Genomic DNA, 16,689 nt, shown 5'->3' on the forward strand with positions numbered 1-16,689 from the left:
CTTTTGTTTAGGCGTGCGAAAACCGCCTATGCACGAATCATATCAGAACAGAACAGCTGTGCACACATTATTTTTCAGGCGCCGGGTCAGCTCGGCGCGCGCCTCCATTGCAACGTCTGCAAATACTGCATTCGGGAACCGCCATGGCGTGGCCTGGCTGCACAGCTTGTAGATCGCCCATATGTGGATTCGCGCCATACTATCGATCATCGCGTCGGTGGCCTGGGCGATGCGCGTGTCGGTTGCCTGCTGCGCCTCGTGCATATCCACGCCGCGACCATCGCCTTCCCCACTCAGTCCTCGCATCGTTTTGACGCCCATGTCGCGGTCAGCATCGTGCGCCATCCAGGCGGCCCACAATTCAAGGCACAGGTCGAGTGGATCAGGATCGGCCCATGCGGTGACCGCCACTACGGCGCTCGCAGGCGCCGCTGGGGCAGCCTGCGCCACGGCCTCGACCTCGACGAAAGTGATATCGGCCACTGGTGCGCTCTTGCCGGCCCATCCCAGCGTAATTTTTTCTCGTTGCATTTCAATCCCTGTGCTGTGTTGCAAATTAATCCGACGAGCAGCTGCTGCCACCGTCTGACGGCCCGGAGGAGGAACCGCTGCTGGACGAACAGCTCGCGCCACCCCAATCGCCCGATGCGCCGCCCCCATCGAAAGTGCCGCCGCCGGCATCTGGATATGACGGCATACTGGCTGATCCGCTTCTAAAGTAGGTGCGTAAGTCTTCCGCCATCAAGACATCAATCACTGCGGCCGCGTTCGACGAGAGGTCAGGCTGCGCCACTGGCTGGCTAGCGCGGCCCAACAGAATCGCCTGGGTGTGCGCTCTCTCCGCCGCGAGCCAATCCGCGACTGCTCGCTTGGCAGCAGCCTCAAGTTTGGCGGCCTTGCGCGCTTCGCGGTGCTTGCTCCATGGGAATTTAAAGTGGAACATTTTTTTATCCTTTTTTCTTTAGGAAGAGGTTCAACCGATGATTCACAATAATCATGAACATGAGGAAATACGCGGCTTTGCGGGGTGGTCTTCGCCACTTTCCCGCCAACGCTTTCGCCATTTCCTATGCTGGGTGCAGCGTCACCGCTAGGCTCAACTGCGTGGCGATGTGATGCTCCAGCATCGCGCCGCGTGACACCTCCCAACCGGGCAGCAGGTGGATGCGGTCACAGGTCACCAGCTCGGCGATATCGCGGCGCATGCACGCCTCCCACGAAGTGGTCTGATCCGGGTTCACCTCGGCAGGATTGATCACGGTGTGGCCCTGGGCGCGCAGCTCAGCGGTGGCTGCGTGGAATGCGGGGAAGTTGAGGCCTGGCATGCCAGTCATGGGACCAGCGATGTAGATTTTCATGATTTCACCGCCTTTGCAGCAGCGCGGTCCAGGCGTTCAATTTCGGCCAGGATCAATGCGCCTGCTTTGACAAGATTGCTGCGCTCGTCGCTTGGCTTCCACCAGGCCAGGCTCCACGGCCATTCTGGCGGCGCTCCGAGATTGACATCACTTTGCATGGCGTAGCACGCTGCTGCTGCTGACAGTGACCCGGCGTCATATTTGTCGTCGTGCGCGGTCGTCCAGCCTTCGGATTCAACTTGGCGGCGGCGCTCTGCCAGCACATCCGTTGCGGCCTGCGTGGCGTTTCCCTGCGCTGTTGGAGCTGTCGGCGCTGCGGCGATCATGGCCCGGAACACTGCATTTCCAGTCCAGATTTTGTTAATGACGGTGGTGTCGATCCGTACCGCTTGCGCACCAGCAGCCTGCATTACGTCATTCGGCTCTGCCGGCACCAGCTTCCAGCCAACCGGCGCGGCCACGGGCTGTACCGGGGCGGCTGCGACAGCGAGGGCCGCGCGCGACTTGGAGACCCAGTCCGCATACAGCACGTCAAGGCTATCGCCCTGAGCAGTGCACCAGCTGGACATCGATTGCGGCGAGTTGGCGCAAGCCTTAATTGCCTTGTCATACGCAATCGCGGCGCGGGCCGCACCCTCCAGAAGCTGCACGCGCTGAGAAAACTGTAAACGATCGTTCATTATGCTTGCTCCAAAAAAGTAATTTCGCTCGGCTGGCGCGGTGTCGCGTCGCCCATCAGGTAAATAATTGTCGAGATACCGCCGCCCTGCACCTGGGGATACATGCTGTGCAGGTGGTGCTGCCGGCCAGCGAACAGCACGGGCTGGCAGGTGTAGAGAGCGCGCAGCAAGGCGCGGTCGCGCTTGTAGGCCGCTTCGGCCGGGGTTTCGGGCGCGACAACCGGTTGGCGTCCGCTCACGCTGATTCCTTGGTGGAGCTGGCGATCCGCTCTTTATCCGCAATGATGCGATTGCAGCGCGCCACGATGCGGCGAATGCTTGGAACGTTTGTGCCGCTCACCTGGGTTTCTGTAAAACCGTAGGCGCTCGGGAATGTATCAATGGCGAGTGAATGCAGGACGGTCACGATATCCTCGTCCGTCAAGGCAACCTCATAGCAGGCCGCATCTATAGCGTCCTGCGATGCTGACTTTTCGCCGCGCATGATGGCTGCAAACGCTTGTTTGATCTTCTCGAACGCTGGCGCATTTATTGATGAGCCATTGAACAGCGCGCCCAGTACGGCCGCCGCAAATGAGTAGTTCAATGTAACTGTCTGCCCTTCAGCAACTACAGACCACGGCGCCGTCACAGGCTGCACGCGCTCGTCCACTGATTCCGCCTGTGGCATGGCAAGGGCGCGTATGGCATCGCGGCACTTGTTGGCAGCTGCCTCCTGCTCGGTGTCGCCATCATTGGCGACCGCCCAAGCAATCTGGCGGCAAACCTGATCTGCATCGTATAGCGCCTGTTCGCGCTCGCCCGCCACCACGGGGCATGCTGCAAGTAACGGCGCCAGCGCGCCGCGCAGCCGTTCGCGCAGCTGATCGGCATCATGAAATTGAACAGCGATGTCGCGCAAGCTGTTGACGACTTCGCGCAGGACGTGATCTTTTGGCTTCAATTTATTCTCCTGGTGCTGGTTCATTTGAGCCCGAATCGAGGCCCGATTTGCCATCAACTGATGACTGATGATAATCATCAACGTTTGTATCCATGCGGGTTTGTGTGGTACTACTCGCCACTTTCTCGCCACGCCCGAAACCGATTTTCTCGGCGATATCGTTCTGCGCCTGCGCCGCCGTGTCCCGGTTTTTCTCCAGGTAGGCCATGGTGGTCATCGGCGACTTGTGGCGCATCACGGCCTGGATGGTCTGGATCGGCACGCCCTGCTCCGACAGCATGGTGGCGAACGTGCCGCGCAGCCTGTGCGGGGTGATCCCCTTGATCTTGCAGCTCAGGTTGGCGGACTTCATGGCCTTGCGCGCGAAGCCGGGCGGGTGCTGCTGGGCGCCGCCGCGCTTGCCAGCGATCAGGCCCTCCACCTGGCGGTGTGGCGCCAGCTGCTCGACCAGCCAGGCCGGAACAGGCACGGGCTCCGCCTCGCGGCCCTTGGTAATACCGGGCGTGTAGGTGGCGCGCTGCCAGTCCAGCCATTCCCAGCGCGCGCCGGCCGCCTCGGACTCGCGCAGGCCCAGGCCGAACATCAGGCGGATGGCCGTGGCCACCGATGGGTCTGCGCGCGTGACCTGGTCGACCGCGGCAAACCATTCGGCCACGGCGGCAATAGGCAGGATCGAGCGTGGTCGCTTCTGCACCTTCAGCATGCGCACCTGCCAGGGGATCGACCTGATCAACTCGCGCTTCACTGCCCAGTTGGCGATCAGCTTGAGCACGCGCAGCCAGTGGTTCGCGCTGGCCGGCTTGTGGTCGGCCAGGTGCAGGTTGCGCGCCAGCTCGACGTGGCTGGTGGTGATCTGGTTCAGCGGCAGATCGCCCAGGTCGTAGAAGTGCAGCCGGGCGGTAGTCTCGACGCTGCGCTGGTGCGCGGCGCTGCTGATCGGACCGTTCACCTCCAGCCATTCCTGCGCCATCGCCGCCAGCGTCGGCACCACCTTGCCGCCGTTGGTCAGGGTCAATGCCTCGTCGTACGCACGCTGCGCCACCACGTTGGCCTTCGCCTTGCTGCTCTCGCGGGTGCTGCGCTGCACGCGCGCGCCAGCGATCTGGAATCGGTAGTGGTAATTCTTGGCCTTGCCGGCGCGGAACAGGTGAAAAGTCATTAGTATCTTTCAAATAATGCCAAGGGCGGTCTTGGCGTTGGTTATCTGCATGGCCTGCAGCGACTTGTCGCCCTTGGCCAAGCGCGCCATGATTTTTCGCGCCCACGTCTTGTGGTCGAAGTGCGTTGCTCGTGGCGACTTGGTCACGCCGCTGGCCTCCAGTTCGGCAAGCATGCGGGCCGCATCCTCGCGGGAGAGGCTGCCCTTGCCCGGCGCCGGCAGCGCTGGCGCAGGCGCCGGAATCTCGGCCCATTCGCCGCGCGCCAGTTGCGCGCTCAGCGTGGCCGCCCAGCGATCCTTGACCTGGCCGTACGACTGCATCATCAGGTCGCGCGCCAGCAGCGTCGCCGACCAGTAGACCGCCGGATGCGACCAGACGCCCCACTCGCCTTTGCGGCGCGCCTCGATGCCGACGATGGCCTCGTGGTACGCCGGTACTGGGTCTGCGAACGGCTTGCACGCCTGGATGAACTCGGCGCAGCTCGGCGGCTTCTGGTAGCGCAGACGACAGGCCTTCAGGCCGACGGCGACGTCCTTGGGGCTGATCCCCTCTTCCTCGAAGGCCTCCACCCACGATTCGGCCCAGTTCCGCAGCGCTACCTCGCTGGCGAAATTGGACGACCACCAGTGCGGGTATGCGCCGTCCAGGCGGTTGTACAGATGCTCGATCATCGACACCTTGAGGGTCGGATGCACCTCGAACCAGCGCGAGTTTGGCGCCGTGCTGGACTGGCCCAGGAAGCAGCTTTGGCTGCCGGCAGTTGCAAGCGCGCTCATGTCGGGCTCCCAGGTTGCGGCCGGCCACGATTGACGAATGCGGTCGGGTCAAACTTCGCCGTGCGCCCGGCTGCTCCATGCGGCGCGCGCTCGTTGCGTACCCAGTTGCGCCAAGTGGCCGGCCAATCCGCCTTGCGGCCCTTGACGCCGGGCTGGGCGATCCAGTAGTCACGGAAGCGCTGCTCGGTCTGCGTCGGCACCAGGTCGGGACGCTCGGCTTTGCAAAATTCAATATCATCAGTTGATGCAGACCAGTCGGCAGGCAACCGCGACGCGGTGGCTTTGGCTTCTGCTTTTGACGTTGCCTTTGCTCTTCTCTTCTCTTCTGTATCTGTATCTGTATCTGTATCTGTATCTAGGGCGTTACTGTTCTGTTGCGGTAACGTTACACTGCCGTTACTAGCCGCTTCTTCGGCTGCTTTCTTGGCTGCCCGGTGCTTCGCCACCCTCTGTGCGCTGGTGTCCGAACTGAACTGGCGCTTTTCCCAATTCAGCAGTTCCCACGCCTCGTTGATAAAACCTTTCGCGAGGAAAAGCGCCTTTGTTTCTTCAAGTTGCGCGGCGTCGATACGCAGGTGAAACGCAATCTCATCAGCCTGTAACGTTACAAGCGCGTTACTGCAACGCATGCACATCAACATGACGTAACGACGCTGCATTACCTCGGGCAGCATCTGCACCTTTGGGTCGTGCGCGAACTCGGCATACATGCGGAACCAGGGGTTGGACATTATTCCCACCCACCCCGTCCGGCATCGACGGCGCGTATCGCATGCGCCTGGTCGTTGTTCAACATCATGTCCAGCCTTCCATCCAGCCGTGAATGGGGACGGGGCGTGACCGGCGGGCTGGATTCGCCAGGTCGCGGCTGCGCAGCCGCTGCCCCGTTTGAAACTTGTTCCGGCAAAGGCCGGGAATTAGGCGGGCAGCTCCGTCACGTGTTAAATTGCCAATTCCACTCAACAATTTACGAAAGGAACTGCCCATGGACTACTCAGAAATGCTATTCGCCTTTCATGTACGAGAACTGGCAGCACAGCGGCTCGTTATAGCCGCTAGAGAAGCCGGAATTGATCACAACGAATTCATAAAAAATCCGGGAATTGAGCAATACGTTCAAGGTGTAGTTAATGAACTCCGCGCTATTTCGGAAATGATCAGAGAGACGCAGTAACGAGCTGTTCTGTTTTTTTGGCTTTGGCAAACTGAGAGAGCATTTCATTTGTCCGTTTGCTCTCTTCCAGTATCAGTCCCAGCGTATAGATCAGCTGGGGCTGGCAATCCCGGTCAGCGCCTACGCAAATTTTCTCTTTCAGGTGCTCGACCTTGGCTACCGCTGCGTCGATCGATCTGGTATCGACCTCGATCGACAAGCTGGCGACCGTGGTCGATGCGGCGCTTGCTGGCGCCAACTCATCGCGCACGTCCGACGGATAGGGAAAACGCTTCAGCTTGCCCATAACCCGGTGACAAGCGTCTTTCACTTGCTCGTCGGTGTATGGTTCAAGCTGGTCGGCCCAGATATTCACCAGGGCCAGGTAATCTTCGCGGCCATCAATACGACCAGGCATCGGAAAGACCCTGGCGAAATGCTGCAAAATTTCATTCACCAACGGAGTAGTAATTCCCATGACACATCCCTTAAAAAACATTTCAATGGTTGAACTTCAAATTGCCCTCTCGGATACGCTGCAGAAACTGACCAACAGGGCATGTGTGGTGACCGTCAACGACATCGACTTCCAAGAATCTGACGACCTACCCGAGACAAAAAGCGCGCAGATTTCGCTGCACCTTAGGTTTCCACCTGATCTGCGGGACAGCGGTATCCCATTCTGACTAAACCTTATCCCGCGCCCCGCGCCCGGGATGCAGCACCCGCTGCAGAACGTCCTTGGTGCGCGACATGGCGCGGCGCGCGCCAGTGAGGATGCGCACGATGCGCGCCTTCTTCTCAGCTGCCCGTGCGGCCTTGCGCAGCGCAATCTCGTAATTGGCTTGGGTGGGCGCTGCCACGACGGCGGCCAGCGATGCCAGCGCGTCAGCGTCGGCGCTGGCCAGATCGCAGATATCGCCCAGGCCCAGGCCACCCTCGTCTTGCGTTTCGATGGCGCGGACGCACAGGCCGAAGCGACGCAGCATGTCGTTCAGGCAGTGCACGCGCGCGTCATCGGGCATGCCGGCAAGGATGGAGAAAACGAAGTTCGCCGGCAGGAAATTGCTGTCCTTGGTTTCGTCGTCGAGCCAGCGCATGACGCGGTCGGAATTGTTTTTCACTCGCTGGAACTCGTCCGTATGAGCATCGAAGCGGATGCCGGTCGCACCAGGGCCACCAGTCAGCTCGTGCGCCTTGACGACGACATCGACCGCGCTCGCAATCGACAGGCCTGCGGCCCGCCGCCATTCAGCAACGTGCGCACGCAAGATGCCGATCAAAGTTCTGTGCGACTCAATACGCATGATTTATTCCTCGGTGTGGGTTACTCTGGCTTCGGTTGAATGCTGGACACTTCGAGGGCCAATGCCCCCACCAGAAGCGGTGACGAGATCGGGCCAAATCAAGCTCCAATCGTTAGGTCGCAGCTCTTGCCTGGTTACCTGCTTGTTAGTCAAACCTTCGATTGCGGCGCAATATCGAATTGAAATAGGTCGAATCCCCTTCAGCCACTGGTGAAGCACTGCTGGGGAAATTTTGAGAAGCCGGGCGAAGTCAGCCTTTCGGATCTTCGAGTCTGCCAAGTAGGTTGAGAGGTTCATGCCACAATAATAGCATTGCTATTGCACAAGTCAATAGCAATGCTCGTTGCTCTATTAAATAGCATTGCTATACTTTGAACATGAAAAAAGAAACAAAGACACTTGAGCATTGGCAACTTGAAGACGCCGCGCGGCTGAAGGAGTTGTTCGCCACGCGTGAGCCGAAAGTGTCGCAAGCAGAATTTGGCGCCCAGCACGGACTTGGGTCTCAAAGCATGGTTTGGCAGTATCTGTCAGGCCACCGACCTTTAAACATAAAGGCGGCCACAGCCTTTGCGCGCGGGCTTGGTGTGCAAGTGCATGCATTCAGCCCTACTCTTGCTTCTCAGATTGACTATGTTTCGCAATCGGCAACATTAGCGCCTCAACTTGACGTGCGCGAATTAGCTGGCGAGTACCAAGACGTAATTTTGGCTGATCCGAATAATCCGGATTTTTACCAGATTCCGAAGGTCCAGCTGCGACTATCAGCAGGCGTAACTGGCTTTCAAACAGTTCCTGAGATCTACGACGGTAGCAAATTGAGCGTAAGTAAAAACTGGGTGGACAGGAACGGCTTCAACCCTGGCAAACTGATAGCAATGTCGGTAAAAGGTGAGAGTATGGAACCGAACCTGTATGCCGACGATCTGGTGATTGTCAATACGGCTGACACAAAGATCACTGATGGCAAGGTCTACGCAGTAAATTATGAAGGTGAGGCTGTGATTAAGCGCTTCATGCGTGAATCTGGCGAATGGTGGCTTACATCTGACAATCCAGACCAGCAAAAGTATCGACGGAAACGCTGCAGTAACAGTGATTGCCTGGTAGTCGGTAGGGTCGTCAAAAGGGAAACGGAGCGGATATGAAATTAGCAGGAATTTTGATACTTGTAGCAGGGCTAATTCTAGCAACTTTCAGTCTTTTTATGGACACGACTGTTGGTGTTTCCGCGAGGGATTACGGATATGGTGTAACCTCGCCTGACATGCGGGTTTCCAACATAGACCTGATCGCAAAACGCCAGAGCTTTCTCATTTTTTCCGGAATACTTTCAGTTGTCGGAGCAATTTTAGTGGGTTTTTCGTCGCTTTCGAAACCCCAAAATAATGAGGCACTCCCAGTCGAGCAAGAGCAATCCGAGACAGAGCCGGTTGATTCCGGCGCTACAAGCAAATCTGTGTCAATCTGCCGAAACTGTCACCACATGGGTGCGGGTGACGCGCATGAGTGTCGCCGTTGCGGCGAGCCATTCCCCACATAAGCCTAAAATCTGAACAAGCAAAAGCCCGCCATCGTGCGGGTTTTTTTATTCCTCATAAAAATATTTATTTTAAATAGCATTGCTATTGCATCGAATAAATAGCAGTGCTACTATTCATCCATCGACGCACCACCTCAACCGATGGAGAGAAAATGTCACACGCCGCCAGCAGCACACCAGCGCCCAGCGCCACCGTTAAAATCCCCTACCTCACCTGCGCTGAATGCAACGCACTCATCCACGCCAACGCCAATGATCGACCAGGCACCGCGCCAGCTTCGGCAATCGACCTGATCGCCGACAACCTGCTCGACGCCGAACTGTGGCCCGCGGACAGCGAGCTCGTCGCCGAGATCCGCGCCATGTTCATGCACAACTGGGGCATGGATCAGGCCCAGGCCGACGCACGCATGTCCCGCCTCAACTTCAAGGCCGCCCTCGCCGCTCTGGAAGGCGGTGCAGCATGAAATTCAAGTTCAACATCTACCTGATCATCGCCGTGGCCATCATCGGCGCCATCACCGGCAGTCTGGCCATGAGCCTGGGCGAAATCGAGCCAGCAGCCAGCGCCGCCATCATCCTAGTGTCCGTGTTGGTCCTGGGCTGGGGCGCCGGCAGCGTGTCGTCGCAGGCCGAGATCGACCGCCTCACCAGCATCGAGACGGCCCGCCGCATCCAGGCCAACTGCGCCATCATCACCCGCACTCACCTTGAGCGCGACCTCGAACAGCTGCTGGATGTGAAAGGCGGTGCACTGTGAGCGCCACCTCCCCCGAAGAGCAATTCCTGCGCGACGTCGCCGAGCATGCGATGACCGTGATCCGTGAAGACGGCGTGAGTCGACATATCCGGTTCGCCAAGCCGGGCACGAGCTGCATGCACTTCGACCTGATCACCTGGCCGGGCTACCTCTGCTACACCGGCGACATGGGCACCTACGTGTTTCAGCGACTGACCGACATGTTTGAGTTCTTCCGCACAGATAGGGAGTACAAAAAACGCAACGGCGCCAAGTTGGCGGTCAACCTCTCGTACTGGGGCGAAAAGCTTCAGGCGACAGATCGCGACGGCTACCGGAAATACTCGGCCGAGAAATTCAGGGCGAATGTCATGGACTGGATTGAGCAACGGGGGCTGACTGGAAAGCTTGGGCACGGCCTGCGCGATGAGCTCCAATCCGAAGTACTGGATCAAGCCGACGATGGCCCCGACGCGGCCTACCGCGCGGCGCGGGATTTTGTTTGGAACGGCAAGCAGGTGTTCCCCGATTTTTACGAGGTGGATAGCGAGGATTATTCGCACCGCTTCCTCTGGTGCTGCTACGCGCTGGCTTGGGGTATCGAGAAATACGACCAATCGAAGGTAGCGATAGCGCCTGAACGGGTAGCAGCATGAAGCGCGACTGGTTCACCTTATCGCTCGATCTAGGCGAAGAGTTGATTATCGACAACTTCGCCGGCGGCGGCGGGACCAGCACCGGCTTGGAGCAGGCATTCGGCCGCCCGGTCGATATCGCCATCAACCATGACCCCGAAGCGCTGGCCATGCACGCGGCGAACCACCCGCACACCACGCACCTGTGCGAGAGCGTATGGGACGTCGACCCGATCAAGGTCACGAACAATCGCCCCGTCGGCCTGGTCTGGCTGTCGCCGGACTGCAAGCATTTCAGCAAGGCCAAGGGCGGCAAGCCCGTCGAGAAACGCATCCGTGGCTTGGCCTGGGTGACGCTGCGCTGGGCGGCAAAGTGCAAGCCGCGCGTGATCATGCTGGAAAACGTCGAAGAATTCAAAACGTGGGGCCCGCTGCTGGTCGAGGCCGACGGCAGCGCTAAGCCGGACCCGGCGAAGAAGGGTAAGACGTTCGATTCGTTCATCCGCCAGCTGCGCGCGCACGGCTACACCGTCGACTACCGCGAAATGCGTGGATGCGACCACGACACGCCAACTATCCGCAAACGCTTCTTCCTGGTGGCGCGTCGCGACGGCATCGCCATCAAGTGGCCAGAGCCTACCCATGGCGCGCCGGACAGCATCGGCGTGCGTGCCGGCAAGCTGCTGCCGTACCGTACGGCGGCTGAGTGCATCGACTTCAGCCTGCCGTGCCCGTCAATCTTCGAGCGCGACCGGCCGCTGGCGCCGGCGACGCTGCGTCGCATCGCCAAGGGCATCATGCGCTACGTGGTCGACGCGGCCGATCCGTTCATCGTCGGTGCTGGCGGCCCAGCGCGCGCTGGCGAGCCGCGCCCGACGGCCCGGCCGTTCGGCACGCTGCTGGCGCGCAACGACAGCTATTTCTGCGCGCCGACCATCGTCCCGGTCACGCACCAGGGCGGCGACCGCACTGAATCCATCGTCGAGCCATTCCGCACCATCACCGGCGCACACCGCGGCGAGAAGGCGCTGGGCGTGGCCACGCTGGTTCAGGTGGGTTACGGGGAGCGCGAGGGCCAGGCTCCGCGCGCCCTGGACATCGAGAAGCCACTGGGCACGGTGGTGGGCGCGGCCGCGAAGCATGCGCTGGTCGAGGCTGAGCTTGCGCCATTCGTCATGACCAATACCACGGGCCACCCTGGCGCGCGCGTCGACATGCCGGTACCGACTATCACCGCCGCAGGCAATCAAGTGGTGGCCACGGCATTCCTGGCCAAGCATTACACAGGCGTCGTCGGCTCCGACTTGACCGATCCTATCGGCACAGTCACCGCATGCGACCACCACAGCCTGGTGACGGCCTTCTTGACCGAGCACGCCAACGCAAGCAATCAGCGCGTGATGCCGGCCGACGAACCGCTGCGCACGATCTGCGCCCAGGTCAAGGGCGGCCATTTCAGCATGGTGTCGGCGCACATCACGAAGTTTCGCACCGGCGCCACCGGCAGCCCCCTCGATGAACCCTTGCACACGGTCACTGCTGGTGGTCAGCAGGCCCGGCCCGGCACCGGAAACGCCATGGGCATCGTCACGGCACACATCCAGCGCGACATGGGCGCAAGCGTCGGCCACGCCGCCGATGCGCCGCTCGGCACGGTCACGGCCGGCGGTGGCGGCAAGTCGGCGCTGGTCACCAGCAACATGATCAAGCTGCGCGGCACCAGCACGGCGGCCGGTACCGACGAGCCACTGGGCACGGTCAGCGCCGGTGGCCAGCACCACGCCGAGGTGCGCTCGTTCCTGCTGGCCTATTACGGCACCGACCAGTCGCAAGGCTTGGCCGATCCGCTGGCCACGGTCACTAGCCGCGACCGCTTCGGCCTGGTAACGATCCATGGCCAGGACTATCAAATCGTGGATATCGGCTTGCGCATGCTGCAGCCGCGCGAACTGTTCCGAGCCCAAGGCTTCCCCGACGACTACATCATCGGTGACGACCCGGCGCAGGGCCTGAAACTGACGAAGAGCGCCCAGGTGCGCATGTGCGGCAATTCGGTGTGCCCGCCCATGGCCAAGGCACTAATCCTCGCCAACTTCGCGCATGAGCGCGAGATTGCGAGGGTCGCATGATGTACGACCTAGCCCGCCTCGAACGCCAGCACCAAGCAAACAACAAGGGGGCCGGTGTATTCGCTAATCCGCAAGCGCTGCGCCTGCGGCAAGGTCAGTACGGAGCGCCAACTGCGCCAGTACGGCCGCTGCATTGCGTGTGAGCGCAAATCTACAACCTCACCTGGGAGATAACATGGGAGCATTTTGTGTATTTGGTATCAGCCGCGGTGTCTGCAAAGCAGCGGCATCGAAAAAGCAGCCCTTCGGAGAAGGGGAAGGCGCGAACCGCCGCAATTACTCCCCCGCAGAATGGGGGGGCAAGCGCGACGCCCTGGCGGAAAAGATGTTTAAGGATGCTACGCGGCGCGTGAAAATAAGCCCTGAACTGGACACGCCACAGTTTTGCGCCGACTGGCTGGCGATCAGCCCCGGCGAAGTTCGAGAAGCCGTGATCATGGTGCGCGGCCCAAAGGTCGACAAAAACGGCAGTGTTGTGAAACGTGGCGGCGCGGTGGTAGAAACCTGGCTTGAATATGCTGCCGAATGTGCGCGGCGCAATATACAGGCGGCTATATGACGAAATGCATCACAAGCGATAAATGGCGCGGTGACCGTGGCGAACCGGTTAATCCATCGAGCGTGCGCTTCAAAGCGCAGGAAGCGCACGCGCCCAGCTGCGAAGGCTGCCTGTTCGAGCGCTCCGTGGGCGTGTGTTCGACGGCCGCCGCGCTGGCCGTGGCCAACGACAAGCCGGACTGCGACGACCTCTCGCCGGCCGGCATGACCTACATCTACGTGCTGGATAAAAGCGATCCGCGCCAGCTCGACCTGATCAAACCCCTGAAACAACTGGAAAGCACATCATGAGCACTATGACCGAAGTACGAAAATTCCTGCGCCTTCCCTCCGTAATCGAAATCGTCGGCATCCAGCGCACGGCCATCTACGACCGCATCAAGAAGGGCACCTTCCCTGCGCCGATCAGCCTGGGGCCGCGCGCGGTGGTGTGGGATTCGACAGCAATCGCAGCATGGCAAGAACAAATTATCGCGGATGCGCGTACGCCGTCGGCAAAAAACTAATGGGGGTAGAGATGTGGGTAGGGGAAAAAGAAAAAGCCCCTTCACAGGGGCTTTTTCAGAATACTGGCGGAGACGGTGGGATTCGAACCCACGATACAGGTATAAGCCGTATGCATCCTTAGCAGGGATGTGCCTTCGGCCACTCGGCCACGTCTCCTAGCTGATTACTCAACTATGTCTCTGTAGCTAACTGCGCTGCAGCGACGAACGTCATAATATCGATTGCCCCCCCTTTGGTCAAGGGCGTGGGGCAATATTTTTAGATATTTAAGCTTTTTCCAGCTCGAACGCTTTATGCAGCGCGCGAACGGCCAGTTCCATGTACTTTTCATCGATCAGCACGGAGATCTTGATTTCGGAAGTGGAGATCATCATGATGTTGATGCCCTCTTCCGACAGGGTACGGAACATTTGCGATGCCACGCCAACATGGCTGCGCATGCCCACGCCGACGACGGACAGTTTCGACACTTTCGCGTCGCCCGTGATGCTGGCCGCGCCCAGCGATTCGCGGTTCGCTTCCAGCACGGCCAGCGCGCGCGTGTATTCGCCGCGCGAAACGGTGAAGGTGAAGTCCGTTTTACCGTCGACCGACTGATTCTGTATGATCATGTCGACCTCGATGTTCGCATCCGCCACCGGTCCCAGGATGTGGTACGCCACGCCTGGGCGGTCGGGCACGCCGAGCACGGTGATTTTGGCTTCATCGCGGTTGAAGGCGATGCCGGAGATGACTGCTTGTTCCATGTTTGTATCTTCCTCAAACGAAATCAGGGTGCCTGAATTGGCTTCTATTTCCAGCGGCAACATCGGGTCGGTCAACGACGACAGCACGCGCGTGGGCACGCGGTAGTTGCCGGCAAATTCCACCGAACGCGTTTGCAGCACTTTGGAACCCAGCGACGCCAGTTCCAGCATTTCTTCAAAGGTGATGGTCTTCAGGCGGCGCGCCTCGGAGACCACGCGCGGGTCGGTCGTGTAGACGCCGTCGACGTCCGTGAAGATCAGGCACTCGGCCGCCTTCATGGCGGCGGCGATCGCCACGGCCGAGGTGTCGGAACCGCCGCGGCCCAGGGTCGCGATGTTGTCGTGTTCGTCGACGCCCTGGAAACCGGTAATGATGACAATCTTGCCCGCATCGAGGTCGCGTTTGACTTTTTCGTCATCGATCGACTGGATGCGTGCCTTGGTAAAGGCGGAATCGGTCTTGATCGCGACTTGCCAGCCAGCATAGGATACGGCTTGTTTGCCGATCGCCAGCAGTGCCATCGACAATAGGCCGACGGACACTTGTTCGCCTGTCGAGGCGATCATGTCAAGTTCACGGGGATCGGGTTGATCCATGATTTCCTTGGCCAGTCCAATCAGGCGGTTGGTTTCGCCCGACATGGCCGATGGCACCACCACGATTTGATGCCCAGCGTCGTGCCACTTGGCAACGCGCTTGGCGACATTCTTGATACGGTCAGTCGAGCCCATCGACGTACCGCCATATTTGTGGACGATTAAAGCCATAAGAGTGAAGTTTCCGCTCAAGAAGAATAAAAAAGGAGGGCTTTACTCTACATGCCGCAATGCAAAATAACAAGCTAAAAAGCGCATTAGCTCATACCGATTGCGCATATGGAAATAACCAATCCATGCAGTCGGGAGCGCATGGGCAGCCACTTGCCGGCCACCCCGAGAGTGGCCGTGGCGGCTGCCCTTACGCTCAGCAGGAGAGCCAGCGCAGGTTCACGCGAGGACGTTCCAGCAGGCTCAGGCAATGGCAATCGAGGCCAATACCCGCCGCATACAGCAATTGTTGCGCCGCACAGACAAGTGGCAGGCGTTCGCGCTCCCAGGCGGGCACGTCAAACGCCTGATAATGGTATTTCAAGCTCTTGGTGGGACGGTTCAGGGCCAGTTTCAGGCGTTCGCCGCCCTGGCGGAAGTCGATCGTCAAGGTTTGAGCTTGCAACCAGGCAATATCGATACCCTGGCCGCCCTCTTCCACCGCATCGAAATGCAGCACGCCGCCATACGCGGGAAAGGCCAGGCTCGCTTCGCCTTGCCACACAAATTGCTGGCCAGCCTTTTCCAGGCCCGGAATGCCCGCGTCGTCACGCTCGCGCATGCCCGCCAGGTCATTGAGCTTCGGCGTCAGATATAAACGGTCGCGGTGGCGCCGCACATGGCATTCGGGATGCGTGACCAGCAGTTGCGCATCGGGCCGCGCTTCGAGCAATTGCGCCAGCATTTCCACCAGCCACGCCGTCGATGGCATGCGCAAGCCGCGCGTGCCGAACCAGTGGCGCAGCAGGTTGTAGCAGCGGTCCGCGCTCAGTTCACGCAGCTTGCTCAATGCGATGCAGTCGCCTTCGAGGCAAGCAGCCAGATCCTGCGTCGCCAGTTCCGTCAGCAGGCGCTGCGCCGATTGCGCGTGCTGGGCGCTGCGGGCGAAGCGCTCCTGGAAGCCGGGAAACGCCTGCGCCAGCACGGGCATCACTTGGTGCCGCAGAGCATTGCGGGCAAAGCGGGGATCGTCGTTCGACTCGTCGTGGATGTGTGCGATCGCATGCTGCGCCACATATGCTTCGAGCTGTTTGCGCGACACCGACAGCAGCGGGCGCGCCATCACCAGCTCCGGGTTGCCCAGCAGCTCGGGCGCGCTGTTGGCGCCATCCATGCCGGACAGGCCCGCCGTGCCGGAGCCGCGCAGCAATTGCAGCAGCACCGTCTCGGCCTGGTCATCCTGGTGGTGGGCTGTGAGCAGCAGGCGCACGCCGTACGCCGCGCACAGCTCGCCCAGGGCCGCGTAGCGGCGCTTGCGGGCCGCTTCTTCCGTGCCCGTCTTCGCATTCTTTTCCAGGGTGACACGGCGCGCCTCGAAGGCGATGCCCAGGCCGGCGCACAATTGTTCGCAATGGGCCAGCCAGGCATCCGCATTCGGGCTCAGGCCGTGGTGTACGTGAAACGCGTGCAAGGCCATACCGTGCTCCTGCGCCCAGGCATGCGCCAGGTGCAGCAGGGCCGCGGAATCGAGGCCGCCGCTCAGGGCGATGCCGACGGGACTGCCGGCTGGCGGCACGCAGGCGTCCAGCGCGCGGGCGAAGATGTCGGCGACGGTGGCGGTTTGTTGCTTTTTCAATGTGGACTCCGGGAATGCAAAGAGGGACAGGCGGTAGCCGAATGTGTTCGGCTACCTGCCTGTCCCTGGTGT

25 protein-coding genes and 1 tRNA gene are annotated in these 16,689 nt (G+C 60.2%); 11 read left to right on the top strand and 15 right to left on the bottom strand.

The window, feature by feature from the left end; genetic code table 11:
- Positions 1 to 42: 42 nt before the first annotated feature.
- The 9 genes from O0882_RS28020 to O0882_RS28060 all read right to left on the bottom strand — a co-directional run bounded on the left by O0882_RS28020 (position 43) and on the right by O0882_RS28060 (position 5,648).
- Complete coding sequence (locus tag O0882_RS28020; RefSeq protein ID WP_289953319.1) at positions 43 to 531, bottom strand: hypothetical protein; 489 nt, start codon at positions 529 to 531, stop codon at positions 43 to 45.
- Positions 532 to 556: 25 nt separating this feature from the next.
- Positions 557 to 943 carry a hypothetical protein gene (locus O0882_RS28025; protein WP_289953320.1) on the bottom strand — a complete coding sequence of 129 codons (387 nt, stop codon included), beginning with the start codon at positions 941 to 943 and terminating at the stop codon, positions 557 to 559.
- Positions 944 to 1,067: 124 nt separating this feature from the next.
- Positions 1,068 to 1,358 carry a DUF4406 domain-containing protein gene (locus O0882_RS28030; protein ID WP_289953321.1) on the bottom strand — a complete coding sequence of 97 codons (291 nt, stop codon included), beginning with the start codon at positions 1,356 to 1,358 and terminating at the stop codon, positions 1,068 to 1,070.
- A complete protein-coding gene (locus O0882_RS28035) occupies positions 1,355 to 2,038 on the bottom strand; it encodes a hypothetical protein (protein WP_289953322.1) in 684 nt (227 codons plus the stop codon). The genes O0882_RS28030 and O0882_RS28035 overlap by 4 nt, the downstream gene beginning before the upstream one ends.
- A complete protein-coding gene (locus tag O0882_RS28040; protein ID WP_289953323.1) occupies positions 2,038 to 2,277 on the bottom strand; it encodes a hypothetical protein in 240 nt (79 codons plus the stop codon). The genes O0882_RS28035 and O0882_RS28040 overlap by 1 nt, the downstream gene beginning before the upstream one ends.
- The gene (locus O0882_RS28045; protein ID WP_289953355.1) at positions 2,274 to 3,062 is read right to left on the bottom strand and encodes a hypothetical protein; all 789 of its coding nucleotides are present in this window, start codon (positions 3,060 to 3,062) and stop codon (positions 2,274 to 2,276) included. Before O0882_RS28045 ends, O0882_RS28040 begins: the two co-directional genes overlap by 4 nt.
- Entirely contained in the window at positions 2,983 to 4,140 is a 1,158-nt protein-coding gene (locus O0882_RS28050) for a site-specific integrase (RefSeq protein WP_289953324.1), read from the bottom strand. The genes O0882_RS28045 and O0882_RS28050 overlap by 80 nt, the downstream gene beginning before the upstream one ends.
- A 9-nt stretch (positions 4,141 to 4,149) precedes the next feature.
- Positions 4,150 to 4,917, bottom strand: a complete 768-nt coding sequence (locus tag O0882_RS28055; RefSeq protein WP_219328192.1) for a replication protein P — start codon at positions 4,915 to 4,917, stop codon at positions 4,150 to 4,152.
- Entirely contained in the window at positions 4,914 to 5,648 is a 735-nt protein-coding gene (locus tag O0882_RS28060) for a hypothetical protein (protein WP_289953325.1), read from the bottom strand. The genes O0882_RS28055 and O0882_RS28060 overlap by 4 nt, the downstream gene beginning before the upstream one ends.
- A gap of 254 nt (positions 5,649 to 5,902) precedes the next feature.
- Here O0882_RS28060 and O0882_RS28065 point away from each other — a divergent pair, with 254 nt between their 5' ends.
- A complete protein-coding gene (locus O0882_RS28065) occupies positions 5,903 to 6,091 on the top strand; it encodes a hypothetical protein (RefSeq protein WP_289953326.1) in 189 nt (62 codons plus the stop codon).
- Here the strand turns inward: O0882_RS28065 and O0882_RS28070 are convergent.
- Positions 6,075 to 6,548, bottom strand: coding sequence for a hypothetical protein (locus tag O0882_RS28070; protein WP_289953327.1), 474 nt, complete (start codon positions 6,546 to 6,548; stop codon positions 6,075 to 6,077). The two genes, O0882_RS28065 and O0882_RS28070, sit on opposite strands and share 17 nt — an antisense overlap.
- Between O0882_RS28070 and O0882_RS28075 the strand changes: the two genes are divergently transcribed.
- Positions 6,547 to 6,756: a hypothetical protein gene (locus O0882_RS28075; RefSeq protein WP_289953328.1), complete on the top strand. Its 210-nt coding sequence runs from the start codon at positions 6,547 to 6,549 to the stop codon at positions 6,754 to 6,756. The two genes, O0882_RS28070 and O0882_RS28075, sit on opposite strands and share 2 nt — an antisense overlap.
- On the opposite strand, the gene O0882_RS28080 is transcribed toward O0882_RS28075, so the two are convergent.
- Positions 6,757 to 7,377: a hypothetical protein gene (locus O0882_RS28080; protein ID WP_289953329.1), complete on the bottom strand. Its 621-nt coding sequence runs from the start codon at positions 7,375 to 7,377 to the stop codon at positions 6,757 to 6,759.
- A 3-nt stretch (positions 7,378 to 7,380) separates the two neighbouring features.
- Complete coding sequence (locus O0882_RS29145; protein ID WP_354670297.1) at positions 7,381 to 7,674, bottom strand: YdaS family helix-turn-helix protein; 294 nt, start codon at positions 7,672 to 7,674, stop codon at positions 7,381 to 7,383.
- Between the two features lie 80 nt (positions 7,675 to 7,754).
- Here O0882_RS29145 and O0882_RS28085 point away from each other — a divergent pair, with 80 nt between their 5' ends.
- From O0882_RS28085 to O0882_RS28125, 9 genes are all read left to right on the top strand, one after another.
- Positions 7,755 to 8,525 (top strand): LexA family transcriptional regulator, encoded by a 771-nt coding sequence (locus O0882_RS28085; RefSeq protein WP_289953330.1) that lies wholly within the window; start codon positions 7,755 to 7,757, stop codon positions 8,523 to 8,525.
- On the top strand, positions 8,522 to 8,920 hold the full coding sequence (locus O0882_RS28090) for a hypothetical protein (protein ID WP_289953331.1): 399 nt from the start codon (positions 8,522 to 8,524) through the stop codon (positions 8,918 to 8,920). The genes O0882_RS28085 and O0882_RS28090 overlap by 4 nt, the downstream gene beginning before the upstream one ends.
- 152 nt (positions 8,921 to 9,072) lie before the next feature.
- Positions 9,073 to 9,387: a hypothetical protein gene (locus O0882_RS28095; RefSeq protein ID WP_289953332.1), complete on the top strand. Its 315-nt coding sequence runs from the start codon at positions 9,073 to 9,075 to the stop codon at positions 9,385 to 9,387.
- Entirely contained in the window at positions 9,384 to 9,680 is a 297-nt protein-coding gene (locus tag O0882_RS28100; RefSeq protein WP_289953333.1) for a hypothetical protein, read from the top strand. The genes O0882_RS28095 and O0882_RS28100 overlap by 4 nt, the downstream gene beginning before the upstream one ends.
- Positions 9,677 to 10,315 (top strand): hypothetical protein, encoded by a 639-nt coding sequence (locus tag O0882_RS28105; protein ID WP_289953334.1) that lies wholly within the window; start codon positions 9,677 to 9,679, stop codon positions 10,313 to 10,315. Before O0882_RS28100 ends, O0882_RS28105 begins: the two co-directional genes overlap by 4 nt.
- On the top strand, positions 10,312 to 12,423 hold the full coding sequence (locus tag O0882_RS28110) for a DNA cytosine methyltransferase (protein ID WP_289953335.1): 2,112 nt from the start codon (positions 10,312 to 10,314) through the stop codon (positions 12,421 to 12,423). The genes O0882_RS28105 and O0882_RS28110 overlap by 4 nt, the downstream gene beginning before the upstream one ends.
- 175 nt (positions 12,424 to 12,598) lie before the next feature.
- The gene (locus tag O0882_RS28115; protein WP_289953336.1) at positions 12,599 to 12,982 is read left to right on the top strand and encodes a hypothetical protein; all 384 of its coding nucleotides are present in this window, start codon (positions 12,599 to 12,601) and stop codon (positions 12,980 to 12,982) included.
- Positions 12,979 to 13,272 (top strand): hypothetical protein, encoded by a 294-nt coding sequence (locus tag O0882_RS28120; RefSeq protein ID WP_289953337.1) that lies wholly within the window; start codon positions 12,979 to 12,981, stop codon positions 13,270 to 13,272. Before O0882_RS28115 ends, O0882_RS28120 begins: the two co-directional genes overlap by 4 nt.
- Positions 13,269 to 13,487, top strand: a complete 219-nt coding sequence (locus O0882_RS28125; protein WP_289953338.1) for an AlpA family phage regulatory protein — start codon at positions 13,269 to 13,271, stop codon at positions 13,485 to 13,487. The genes O0882_RS28120 and O0882_RS28125 overlap by 4 nt, the downstream gene beginning before the upstream one ends.
- Positions 13,488 to 13,551: 64 nt before the next feature.
- Here the strand turns inward: O0882_RS28125 and O0882_RS28130 are convergent.
- The 3 genes from O0882_RS28130 to tilS all read right to left on the bottom strand — a co-directional run bounded on the left by O0882_RS28130 (position 13,552) and on the right by tilS (position 16,617).
- Positions 13,552 to 13,644: transfer RNA gene (locus O0882_RS28130), tRNA-Ser, on the bottom strand.
- 110 nt (positions 13,645 to 13,754) lie between these two features.
- Positions 13,755 to 15,002 (bottom strand): aspartate kinase, encoded by a 1,248-nt coding sequence (locus tag O0882_RS28135; protein ID WP_035817435.1) that lies wholly within the window; start codon positions 15,000 to 15,002, stop codon positions 13,755 to 13,757.
- A 196-nt stretch (positions 15,003 to 15,198) separates the two neighbouring features.
- Positions 15,199 to 16,617, bottom strand: a complete 1,419-nt coding sequence (gene tilS, locus O0882_RS28140) for a tRNA lysidine(34) synthetase TilS (RefSeq protein ID WP_289953339.1) — start codon at positions 16,615 to 16,617, stop codon at positions 15,199 to 15,201.
- Positions 16,618 to 16,689 lie beyond the last annotated feature (72 nt).

The sequence above is a fragment of the Janthinobacterium sp. SUN073 genome (assembly GCF_030397665.1).
Lineage (GTDB): Bacteria > Pseudomonadota > Gammaproteobacteria > Burkholderiales > Burkholderiaceae_D > Janthinobacterium.

Bases quoted from the DNA above. Each gene is read 5' to 3' on its own strand.
- O0882_RS28020 (WP_289953319.1), bottom strand. From the start codon at position 531: ATGCAACGAGAAAAAATTACGCTGGGATGGGCCGGCAAGAGCGCACCA.
- O0882_RS28025 (WP_289953320.1), bottom strand. From the start codon at position 943: ATGTTCCACTTTAAATTCCCATGGAGCAAGCACCGCGAAGCGCGCAAG.
- O0882_RS28030 (WP_289953321.1), bottom strand. From the start codon at position 1,358: ATGAAAATCTACATCGCTGGTCCCATGACTGGCATGCCAGGCCTCAAC.
- O0882_RS28035 (WP_289953322.1), bottom strand. From the start codon at position 2,038: ATGAACGATCGTTTACAGTTTTCTCAGCGCGTGCAGCTTCTGGAGGGT.
- O0882_RS28050 (WP_289953324.1), bottom strand. From the start codon at position 4,140: ATGACTTTTCACCTGTTCCGCGCCGGCAAGGCCAAGAATTACCACTAC.
- O0882_RS28055 (WP_219328192.1), bottom strand. From the start codon at position 4,917: ATGAGCGCGCTTGCAACTGCCGGCAGCCAAAGCTGCTTCCTGGGCCAG.
- O0882_RS28060 (WP_289953325.1), bottom strand. From the start codon at position 5,648: ATGTCCAACCCCTGGTTCCGCATGTATGCCGAGTTCGCGCACGACCCA.
- O0882_RS28065 (WP_289953326.1), top strand. From the start codon at position 5,903: ATGGACTACTCAGAAATGCTATTCGCCTTTCATGTACGAGAACTGGCA.
- O0882_RS28075 (WP_289953328.1), top strand. From the start codon at position 6,547: ATGACACATCCCTTAAAAAACATTTCAATGGTTGAACTTCAAATTGCC.
- O0882_RS28070 (WP_289953327.1), bottom strand. From the start codon at position 6,548: ATGGGAATTACTACTCCGTTGGTGAATGAAATTTTGCAGCATTTCGCC.
- O0882_RS28080 (WP_289953329.1), bottom strand. From the start codon at position 7,377: ATGCGTATTGAGTCGCACAGAACTTTGATCGGCATCTTGCGTGCGCAC.
- O0882_RS29145 (WP_354670297.1), bottom strand. From the start codon at position 7,674: ATGAACCTCTCAACCTACTTGGCAGACTCGAAGATCCGAAAGGCTGAC.
- O0882_RS28085 (WP_289953330.1), top strand. From the start codon at position 7,755: ATGAAAAAAGAAACAAAGACACTTGAGCATTGGCAACTTGAAGACGCC.
- O0882_RS28090 (WP_289953331.1), top strand. From the start codon at position 8,522: ATGAAATTAGCAGGAATTTTGATACTTGTAGCAGGGCTAATTCTAGCA.
- O0882_RS28095 (WP_289953332.1), top strand. From the start codon at position 9,073: ATGTCACACGCCGCCAGCAGCACACCAGCGCCCAGCGCCACCGTTAAA.
- O0882_RS28100 (WP_289953333.1), top strand. From the start codon at position 9,384: ATGAAATTCAAGTTCAACATCTACCTGATCATCGCCGTGGCCATCATC.
- O0882_RS28110 (WP_289953335.1), top strand. From the start codon at position 10,312: ATGAAGCGCGACTGGTTCACCTTATCGCTCGATCTAGGCGAAGAGTTG.
- O0882_RS28115 (WP_289953336.1), top strand. From the start codon at position 12,599: ATGGGAGCATTTTGTGTATTTGGTATCAGCCGCGGTGTCTGCAAAGCA.
- O0882_RS28120 (WP_289953337.1), top strand. From the start codon at position 12,979: ATGACGAAATGCATCACAAGCGATAAATGGCGCGGTGACCGTGGCGAA.
- O0882_RS28125 (WP_289953338.1), top strand. From the start codon at position 13,269: ATGAGCACTATGACCGAAGTACGAAAATTCCTGCGCCTTCCCTCCGTA.
- O0882_RS28135 (WP_035817435.1), bottom strand. From the start codon at position 15,002: ATGGCTTTAATCGTCCACAAATATGGCGGTACGTCGATGGGCTCGACT.